Source organism: Bacillota bacterium (genome assembly GCA_013314855.1).
Taxonomy (GTDB): Bacteria; Bacillota; Clostridia; order Acetivibrionales; family DUMC01; genus Ch48.
In genome coordinates this window covers 17,959-27,701 of the sequence record JABUEW010000055.1, presented here as the reverse complement: position 1 = coordinate 27,701, position 9,743 = coordinate 17,959, and the positions used below count along the sequence as shown (strand labels likewise).

Below are 9,743 nucleotides of genomic sequence, written 5' to 3'. Positions count from 1 at the left end.
GGCTTTGAGTCCGATGTCTTGACATAATATGTGGAAAATATATAATTGTAATATATTTTTAAGTAAATTAATTAATTATTTGTTTATTTATTTGGTTAATATAATAGTCTAAGGAGGAGCTTTTATGCAAAAAAAATTTAACGCTGTTTTTGGAACAATACTTGTTATACTTGGTACAGCACTTTTACTAAGGAATTTTGACATTATAACTTTGGATTTAAGTATAGGCAAATTTTGGGCAACATATTTCCTTATTATCCCGGGTACTATTTTTCACATTGCGTTCTTTTCAGGGGACAAAAAAGACCCTGGATTGCTTGTACCCGGCGGAATTCTGCTTGGTGTAGGGATCGTCAACCAGGTATCAACTCTCTATGGGCTGTGGCATATACTCTGGCCGGGATTTATACTGGCTGTGGCTTTGGGCTTATTTGAATTGTATTGGTTTGGTTCAAGAGAAAAAGAACTTCTTATACCTGTAGGGATACTTGGAAGTATTTCCCTCATATTTTTTGTACAAACATTAGACAAGGTTTTAATTTTTGGATTGAAGAAATACATAATTCCGGTAATATTAATTGTCCTTGGGTTTACTATAGCGTTTGGCAACAAGTTTAGATTCAAAAATACCGCGAATAAAACAACAGAAAAACCTACAAATGGCGAAGAAAATTGAAAAAAATCATTTACTTGCCCCTTTCTTTGCTAGTTCATCAGCTCTTTCATTCCATCTTACACCCGAATGGCCAGGCACCTTATTCCACTGAATGTTGATACCACAGTTTTGTACATACTCCCTGTAAACCTTTGTCATTGGAGTATTGGCCGAGTATTCACCGGTAGCCCATTTCTTCAAGTTATCAAAATCATAAAAAATTGAAATATTGTCAATGTGTTCCGTTTTACACCATGCCAAAGCTTCCATTACAGCAATAATTTCACCACCTACCTGCCTCGAACCTGTAAAAAGCTCATCTGTAACCAGACCGGATAACTCTTTTAAAAGCTGACCGTTTTTTAAAATAACAAAGCCATACCCTACACAATCATCGGCAAATGAACCGTCAACATAAATCTCATATTTATCTTTCTCATGTCCATACTCTTGTGAGAGTACATTTTCAGGGAATCCGTTTTTTGAAGTTTCATCTGAAAGTTTGCTTGCTTTTTCGACTTTTTCCCAAAGTATAAATAAGGTATCCTCTATTGACTTGTCTTTTAGTTCCTGTGTACGTATTGAGAAAGAATCTTTTTTGGCCTTATAGTCTATAATTAAGTTTCCATAAGTTACGCTGTCCTTTTCTATTAATAGTTTTATCAAGTAGTCTCTTATCATAGTAATTTCAACTTCAATGCCCCACTTTTTCAACACCATGATAAACTCTTCCGCTTTTTTTCGCAGTTTATCCTCATGTAAATATGAAACTGCATCTGATGGTTCGATAGACATATTTTTCATAACACATTTCCTTTTAATATGTTTATAGACTTTCCAATCTTTCAAATATTTCTGAAGGTGTTACTGTACCTGTAGTACCAATTTTCTTAAGTACTATACTGGAAGCAAGATTGCCAAAAGCTACAGATACTGGTCCCGGTATTCCTGAGCCAAAAGCACATGAAAATGCAGCCATAAAAGTATCACCAGCCCCGACAATATCAATTGGTGGTTCTACCGGGTAAGGTGATACTTCAATTATATCCTTGCCTTCATACCAAAGTGCACCTTTAGAACCCATAGTAATTATAACAGGTTTTGCCGTTTTCTTGTACAATTCAAATACTGCATTTAATACAACGTCATAATTTATTTCATTAAGCCCTAACCTTTGGTATACGGCAGATACAGCCTCTACCTCATTAGGCTTTATTATAACATTCAAATAAAGAGATATCCTATTACGACTGTCAACCACTACAGGTATTCCTTTTTGTGATATATTTGAAAGCTTCTCCCTTACTGCCTGGCTTACAACTCCATTTTTTAACTGATCTACAACTAACAGGATATCAATTTTATCAATAATTTCATTTAATTCATTTAAAACCTTATCTTCAATACTTTTGCCTATTGGTATCCTGTTTTCAAAGTCCAGCCTGGGATCTTCATATGCAATATCCGATATTCCTTTCCTGATTGGTTTACAATAGGCAGGAGTAGTTACTTTGTTTGAAATAATAACATTATCTGTACTTATACCCTTTTCTAAAAACAGCTTTATTAGTTGTTCTCCACGCCAATCTTCACCTATAACTGTAAGCATTAACGTACTGTTAGTTCCCAAATCATGTACATTTGCAGCAACATTTCCTCCACCTCCCAGCGACATTCTCTCATTTACTACCGGAAGGGGAAAATGGGGTGTCTCCCTGGAGAGTTCACTTAGAGTCATATCCGCTTCCCAATATACATCAAGGCAGGTATCTCCTATAACACCGACTCTTAGCTTCTTTATTTTATTTAATATATCTTCCAAGTAGTCCTTTGTAAATTCAATAGATTGTACATTAGTTCTACTCATATAATTTCTCCTTATTTTAATTTATTTCTAAGATTTTGAACCTCCCACGACTAAAGTCGCAGGATTCTTGAGAAGTTTGGTTATGCTACCCTCGCTTTCTTTCTATATTATACTTAATTATACTTATATTTTATTTATTCATCAAGTAGTTTGCATTTCATCTCATGACTGAAGTCAGGAGTGTTCACACAAACAAATCATAAACTATTATATTAAATTATATTAAAATTATTACGATGTTTAGTTTTCAAAAAGCATCTTCAAAACAGTGCAACTGGCTAATGGCTCATTACCACTTCTTGCGCCATGGATATAAATAAAAACAGGCTCTCATACCTGGATGATATATTTGCAGGTAGAATTTCCACCTTGGTATATGATGAATACAGTGCTGCCGAAATAGTGCAAGAATGTGATCTTCTAATATATCATAATTATCCACGAATAAGTTTTTTGCTCTTGGGATTAAACCTGAACAGTTTTAAAGGCCTGTGCCCCGCATCTTTTGTATATTCATTGGTTTCAATCACCATACCAGCAATTTTTTTTTGAAAGTCGGTTTTCGACATTTTTTTATCGAGTATAATTTCATATACCTGCTGAAGTTCAGTCAGGGTAAATAGTTCCGGCATCAGGTTGAATGCTATATCAGTGTACTCTATTTTATTGCGAAGCCTTTCAATTGCATAGACTATTATTTTTGCATGGTCAAAGGCTATGCCGTTGGATTCAAGCACTTCCTGTTTAATCTTTGTTATTTTTCCCTCCACAGTTTTGACTTTTTTTACAATCGCGGACAGATTTTCTTCTGCATTTGAAAGAATAAGTGTATATAACTGTTCCAGAGTATAGCCCTTATCAATAACTGTCCTTTGTCGCTGGTATAACTTGCATGAAACCGTCATCCACTTGGCATCATCGGCATCATCATTGGCCTTTACATCCAAGGTTGAGCTGTCTACTAAGGATACGTATGAAACGCTTATAACTCTCGTGCGCGGGTCCCTGTCTACATCCCCCCAGGTATAAAGCTGCTCAAGGTATATATTATCAATGTTTGTCTCTTCCTTTAGCTCCCTCAAAGCTGCTTCATCCAGGCTTTCATTCATATTAACAAAGCCTCCCGGAAGTGCCCACTGGCCAATGCACGGATGATCACCCCTTTTAATCATAAGTAGCTTTAATGCCTTTTTTGTAAGTTCCCTGCAGTTTCTGTTTTCTTCATCTGTCACAGTAAAAACAATTATATCTACAGTAACTGAAGGCCTGTCATATTTACTTGCATCATAAGCTAATAAAAACTCTTCTTCAGTCAATCCCTGCTTGTTTACTTTTTTGCTTTCTCCCAAAGTAACCACCCCATGTTTTATTAATTTTGTATTATTATTTCACATTTTCAGTTCAGTCTTTTCTTTTTCGTTTAGATTATGCCATCGGATACCCTTATTAGTGAACACAGGAACTCCCGCAGAGGATAAAACATCTATATCCCTGTATATTGTTCTTGTGGAAACTCCAAACCTGTCAGCCAGTTCTCTTGCTGTAGTAGTTCTTCTATTAAGCAATATTATAGTTATTTCAAGCAGCCTATTGATTTTCATTAAACCACCTGTTAAACTTTATCATCTTATATAATTATACCATTTGAATGTGACAATATATAGTATTCACTATAGTCCGAAAGGATTTATTCTTAAAAAGTATACAGGTATCTTTTATACCTCTTATTGTTTTGCAAAGAGAAACCGCTCTCAATTGAGAGCGGTTAGCGGAATGAATATGCCTTTTATAACACATAATCGCTTATGCAGTCATACCAGTGAACATAAATATCATCATTGACGACAAGCCTTTCATTATTCGGCTGTGCCCATTTCTATTATAGCATACTTATCATGAATTCCACACAATAATACTTTTGGCTATCTTCACTATAATTTCTCTATTATCTCTATTAACTCAGACCAGTTTGTAATATAAAGAAAGCTAATATCACAGGAGGACTCTTTATCACTGCCGCAGGTATTGTACCATACAGGATGTAGCTGACAAGCTGCTGCTCCTTTAACATCATACTCATACCTATCCCCTGCATACCATACTTCACGGCATGATAAGCCTGCTTTTTTCAAAGCCAGTTCAAATATACGTGAAGAAGGTTTCCTGAAGCAGTAGTCAACACTTGCTATAATAAAGTCAAAACTTATATCCGGCATATGCTTATTTAACTCATACCGGATGATATCACCAGTAAAAGAAATATTGCTGATAATGCCTTTACGTATACCTGTTTTATCCATATACCTAAATAAATCCAGTATTCCCTCAGTTGGAGTCCATGTAAAAGCTTCATCCCAGAAAATACGTTCCAGTTCATCAGCCGGGCGGGTTAACTTTACACCATAATATTCATAGATGTACCGTTGAAAGCTTTGACAGCTTACCTCCAGGAGTAACTGGTCCCGGTAGCCGTAGAGCTCCTGATTCAGTCTATCCGCTAGTTCCTGTATCTCCTCAGACGTAACACCATTAGGATTTTCAGAAATCTCCAGAATTTGGTGCGTACCTTTAAGAAAGTCTGTTCTGATACTTTTCAGTATGGTTTCTCCAAAATCAAACATGATCATTTTAGGTTTTGTTATCTCCATTTTTTACCCCCTGACATTCGCAAGTTAAAGCACATTGTCAGCAATGAACCATTTGAAGGAAGGTAAACGCTGTAATACCCCCCTATATCCTATATTCAACAATTTCTGCCTATAGATATAATCAATCATGATTAATATACCAACATACTCTCTTCCCACATATCCGGTTTTTTTATGCCAAAAAATGTCACTACTGTAGGAGCAACGTTAGCAAGTCCGAAACTGCCTTCCTTTATTTCATGCTTTTCTAACTTATCATATATGATAAACGGAACAGGGTTTAATGTATGAGCAGTTTTAGCATTAGGAACTTCATTATCCTTAGATTTCTCATACATCTCATCTACATTTCCATGATCAGCAGTGATAATCAGTATTCCGCCCACTTCATCAACCGCCTGGATTATCCTTTTAAGGCACAAATCAACAGCAATTATTGCAGCAGCAAAATTACCGGTATGTCCTACCATATCTCCATTAGGAAAATTAGCTCTGAAAAAAGTATATTTACCAGATTGTACAGCATCAATCAGTTTATCTGTTATTTCTGCTGCTTTCATCCATGGACGCTGTTCAAACGGTACTTTGTCTGAGGGTACTTCCTCAAATACTTCAAGCGCTTCGTCAAACTTTTCACTTCTGTTACCATTCCAGAAAGGCATATATGCAGCCTTTACCGCGTTTCCATACTCACTTTTACTTATTCCTATACCGTCCATCACAACTAAAACAACCGGTCTTTTATCTTTCATTTCCTATTCCTCCAAATCCTTTATATATACGACCTAAATAGGTGATAACTTCAATTCTTTCAGATACTTATTGGCTTCTCTTCGTTTGTAAAAAACAATAATGCTCTTATCCTTCTTCCGGCACACCAACATTTTACCACATAATTCTAAACTTTCATAATAAAAACTTGCGGATTAAAAAATAATACTAATTAATCATTTATGGCTTTTTCCCATACATGTAAAAACATGTAGCTAAAACTCCCTCTATACTCTCAAATCCCTTCCACTTACTCCTAAGACACTGGAGCAATACCGGAACTAGTATCAATGATTATCCTCCTCCCATCAACATATGCTTCATTCCAAGCATGATTTATTTCATTTCCAATTACAATTTCCTCTGTCCAGCAACCTCTTGTACTTACCCCTACCATATATCTACTTACAACTTTACACAGAGGACCCACTGCCATCATTAATGCAGCTGTTAAATTGAGCTTCACCTGCCTCTCCATTTCGTCCACGAGTTTATCAAGCCTCTTATCAATAACAGTTACATCTACGGTATTAATCTTATCAGTAAAAACTTTTTCAATATTTTCAGTGGAAGCTTTAAAACGGCAGGGGAAACGTGTAGACTTGATAGAAGATGATAAAAGAAACGCCAAGGCAAGGGATTTAATTGGACAACAGCAGGGCTTGGCCGGCGTACAGGTATTCAAATACATCCGGCTCACCGAACTCATTCCTCAACTGCTTGAAATGCTTGATGCCGGAAGCTTCAGCATAAGAGCAGGCGTTGACTTATCCTATCTTAAAAGAGGTAGCCAGGAGCTGCTTTTTGAATATATTAAGAAAAACAGTGTGCAGCGCCTGGACAATGAAAAGGCCTCAGTATTACGGAAAACCAATAATGATAGCGGTCTGACTGAGGAAACAATTTCAGAAATAATGAAGAAAAAGCCTGATTCAAAAAGCAGGTCCATCAGCTTCAAAAGAACTGAACTGCTGAAATTCTTTCCGTCATCAATGAGCAACGAAGAGATTATACAAAAGATATATATGCTTCTTGAAAGCATTAAACTCTGAAACAACAGTTATATATCAGGCTGGGTGCGATGTCCCAGCCGATATATAATATGTTAAAATATCCGCATTATATATTTAATTGCAGATATTTTAACAGAATTTCTTGACGGGAAATAAAAAAACTGGTATTCTTTTGTTAAAATATCCGCATTATATTAATATATGAGTATATTTTAACAGGTGATATTATGAAACAATATGATGCAATTAAAGAAATATTTAAAAAACAAAACGGAATAGCGAGAACCTCAGACATAACAAGCCATGGTATACACAATGCATACCTGGACGACCTGTGTAAAAAGGGTATGGTATCCAGGATTAAAAGGGGTGTATATGAGTGGACCGAGGATGGAACAAAGGATGACCTGGAAATCATCCACAGGCTCTTTCCCGATTGCGTTGTCTGTATGCACAGCGCTCTTTCATATTACGGTTATACCGACAGGACTCCAGATGCATGGCATCTGGCATTTAACAGGGATATTAACAAGAAAAGACTGAAAATCAACTATCCACCCATTAAACCCTATTATGTCATGCCACATATTCTTAAGCTAGGTGTAGCTCAAGAGGGTATGAATAATAGTCCTGTCCGCATATATGACAGGGAAAGGACGATTTGCGATGTTCTTCGATATTCCAATAAAATCGACCAGGAGATTCTGAATAAAGCCATTCAGAACTACCTCAAAGATAGTTCCAGAGATATCCGGAAGCTGATTATGTACTCAAAAAATCTCCGCGTATATAAAAAAGTACAACAATGGATGGGAGTGTGGCTATAATGGCCGATTTGGCGCATTTAGTACTCGACAGGCTGAAAAACAAGTCCAGAAGTACCGGGAAGGATTTTCAGCTTACTCTGCAATTGTTCTGCCAGGAGGAGTTTTTAAGAAGGCTGCAGCATTCACAATACAGCAAGAACCTTATACTGAAGGGTGGTTTATTCCTCTACAGCATTAGCGGCTTTGAGAGCAGGCCGACAAGAGATGTAGATTTCCTGATAAAAAACATGTCTAATACTCCGGATATTATAGCATCGTTAATTAGACTTTCAAGAGTAGAAGTATCCCAACCAGTCCTTCCAATATAATCATTTCTAAATGCATCCAGGTGTATGTACACTGTTCTCCTGGGGTTCTCGGACCTTTTGACTATATCCTGCTGCTGCCTAAGTCTGACAAAATATCCGGAATTATATGGAGAAGTAGTGTCATTTTTCTGTAATATTCCTCTCACAATCAGAAGATCTCCAGTTTTCAATCCGCTTATATCAATACCACTATAATCATAAAATTTTATGTGGATCATACCTGATTGATCATCCCAGTTGTAGTCACTGCTGGCATCAAGGTCAAAACCTCTTGTTATACCGGTGTTATCAATATGGCATATTGTTCATAAAAACGAACAAACTTGCCATAAATATTATTACACAGAGCTAATTCATCCTACATAACATAAACATCACCTCTTTTTATCTTTTTTATATTTTTTTAAATTACCTGAACCAGTTTTCAAAGATTCTCCCCGTTGCGTCCTTCATTTCAAGTCCGCAGGCATGTTTCAACACTCCGGGAAGAAGATCTATGGCATATACCCTTTCATTACATTCCGAGGGTAAAACGCTTTCACCTAGAAGCAGCCCGAAAATATGCTGCGAGGTTTCATCGAAGGAATCATGGCTCGCCCCGTAATATCCCTCTTCCAAATCACGATGATAAAAATGCATGCCGTATTTAGGCGACAGTAAAAATTGGGGGCCCCGCTCGTCAAAGCCGTACTCATTTACCATCTGCGATTTTGTGAATACTTTATCGATATAGTCAAGCGAATTGAGAAGTGCTGTAAGCAGCTCTTCATTCTCAGCCGATAATGGTTTTTGATAATACAGTGAGCATTCGATAGTATAAGGCAGCGCTACAACCTGCGTTTTGTCGTCCACAGTATCAGGAGTATCGGTCTTTATTCCCAATGCGTTTATTTCTCTTATAAGATCAGGCAACTTAGATTTTCCGAAAAAGGGGGTCATACCATGATCTGTCGTTATAAGTATAAGCAATTGGCCGTAAATACCCTCCGCTTTGCACAGGCTGACAAATGAAACTATCTCAGTCTCTATACCCTTTAACCTTTTTTCAATATCGAAATATCTTTCCTCGGGTGTATGTCTCCTGGGATACCCATCGTAATCGCAATTGTGACCGAGTGCATCTAGGTCATCAACATACAGCGCAACAAAGTCCGGAAATTCGTTATACACAAAGTACTCCTCGCCAGATTTTACCGGTTCCTTCAGTACCAATTTTTTTAAAATGGCAAAGCGGTCAGCATAAGTGCTGCGGGGAACGGCAGATTTAATATATGCCCGGTCAAACTCACCTTCCATGCAGGGGTTGTTTTCCAGCATAAATTGGTGAATAGACACAACTTTCTTGTTGTTTTTAATAAAAACCTCGGCTATGTTTTCTGCATCAAATGTGCGATAGTGCTTGACAACTTCCCTTGTTTTCGGGTCGTAATGCTGATAGAAATTATGGGTTTTGTTGCTCCAGGCGCCTGACAGAATCGCACACTGCATAGGATTTGTAATTGAAACCAGACCACTGCGCAAGTTTTTAAATAATATCCCTTCCTGCGCCAATGAGCAAAAGCCCTGTGCACCTCCATTTTTTTTGAGCTGCTCGAAATATGAGTACGAAAACCCATCCAGGTTTATGTATACAATCTTTTTTTCCCTCATTTTT

Annotated in this window: 11 protein-coding genes and 1 pseudogene; 4 read left to right on the top strand and 8 right to left on the bottom strand. The window is 37.1% G+C overall.

Going from position 1 to position 9,743, the window contains the following annotated elements; all coding sequences use genetic code 11:
• The first annotated feature begins 124 nt into the window (after window positions 1-124).
• Window positions 125-676 (top strand): hypothetical protein, encoded by a 552-nt coding sequence (locus HPY74_10940; protein NSW91163.1) that lies wholly within the window; start codon window positions 125-127, stop codon window positions 674-676.
• A gap of 6 nt (window positions 677-682) precedes the next feature.
• On the opposite strand, the gene HPY74_10935 is transcribed toward HPY74_10940, so the two are convergent.
• The 7 genes and pseudogenes from HPY74_10935 to HPY74_10905 form a co-directional block, all read right to left on the bottom strand.
• Complete coding sequence (locus tag HPY74_10935) at window positions 683-1,459, bottom strand: hypothetical protein (protein NSW91162.1); 777 nt, start codon at window positions 1,457-1,459, stop codon at window positions 683-685.
• A gap of 22 nt (window positions 1,460-1,481) precedes the next feature.
• Window positions 1,482-2,522 (bottom strand): sugar kinase, encoded by a 1,041-nt coding sequence (locus tag HPY74_10930; protein ID NSW91161.1) that lies wholly within the window; start codon window positions 2,520-2,522, stop codon window positions 1,482-1,484.
• A 434-nt stretch (window positions 2,523-2,956) separates the two neighbouring features.
• Window positions 2,957-3,871, bottom strand: a complete 915-nt coding sequence (locus tag HPY74_10925; protein ID NSW91160.1) for an NUDIX hydrolase — start codon at window positions 3,869-3,871, stop codon at window positions 2,957-2,959.
• A gap of 90 nt (window positions 3,872-3,961) precedes the next feature.
• Window positions 3,962-4,123 (bottom strand): annotated as a pseudogene (locus HPY74_10920) (HTH domain-containing protein).
• A gap of 330 nt (window positions 4,124-4,453) precedes the next feature.
• Entirely contained in the window at window positions 4,454-5,170 is a 717-nt protein-coding gene (locus HPY74_10915; protein NSW91159.1) for an HAD family hydrolase, read from the bottom strand.
• Window positions 5,171-5,301: 131 nt separating this feature from the next.
• A complete protein-coding gene (locus HPY74_10910; protein NSW91158.1) occupies window positions 5,302-5,922 on the bottom strand; it encodes an alkaline phosphatase family protein in 621 nt (206 codons plus the stop codon).
• Between the two features lie 275 nt (window positions 5,923-6,197).
• Window positions 6,198-6,428, bottom strand: a complete 231-nt coding sequence (locus HPY74_10905) for a transglutaminase domain-containing protein (protein NSW91157.1) — start codon at window positions 6,426-6,428, stop codon at window positions 6,198-6,200.
• A 115-nt stretch (window positions 6,429-6,543) separates the two neighbouring features.
• On the opposite strand from HPY74_10905, the gene HPY74_10900 reads away from it, so the two are divergent.
• The 3 genes from HPY74_10900 to HPY74_10890 all read left to right on the top strand — a co-directional run bounded on the left by HPY74_10900 (window position 6,544) and on the right by HPY74_10890 (window position 8,089).
• Window positions 6,544-6,993 (top strand): hypothetical protein, encoded by a 450-nt coding sequence (locus HPY74_10900; protein ID NSW91156.1) that lies wholly within the window; start codon window positions 6,544-6,546, stop codon window positions 6,991-6,993.
• A 188-nt stretch (window positions 6,994-7,181) separates the two neighbouring features.
• Window positions 7,182-7,781 carry a type IV toxin-antitoxin system AbiEi family antitoxin domain-containing protein gene (locus HPY74_10895; GenBank protein ID NSW91155.1) on the top strand — a complete coding sequence of 200 codons (600 nt, stop codon included), beginning with the start codon at window positions 7,182-7,184 and terminating at the stop codon, window positions 7,779-7,781.
• On the top strand, window positions 7,781-8,089 hold the full coding sequence (locus HPY74_10890) for a nucleotidyl transferase AbiEii/AbiGii toxin family protein (GenBank protein NSW91154.1): 309 nt from the start codon (window positions 7,781-7,783) through the stop codon (window positions 8,087-8,089). The genes HPY74_10895 and HPY74_10890 overlap by 1 nt, the downstream gene beginning before the upstream one ends.
• Before the next feature lie 408 nt (window positions 8,090-8,497).
• Here the strand turns inward: HPY74_10890 and HPY74_10885 are convergent, their stop codons facing one another.
• A complete protein-coding gene (locus HPY74_10885) occupies window positions 8,498-9,739 on the bottom strand; it encodes an alkaline phosphatase family protein (GenBank protein ID NSW91153.1) in 1,242 nt (413 codons plus the stop codon).
• Window positions 9,740-9,743: the final 4 nt, after the last annotated feature.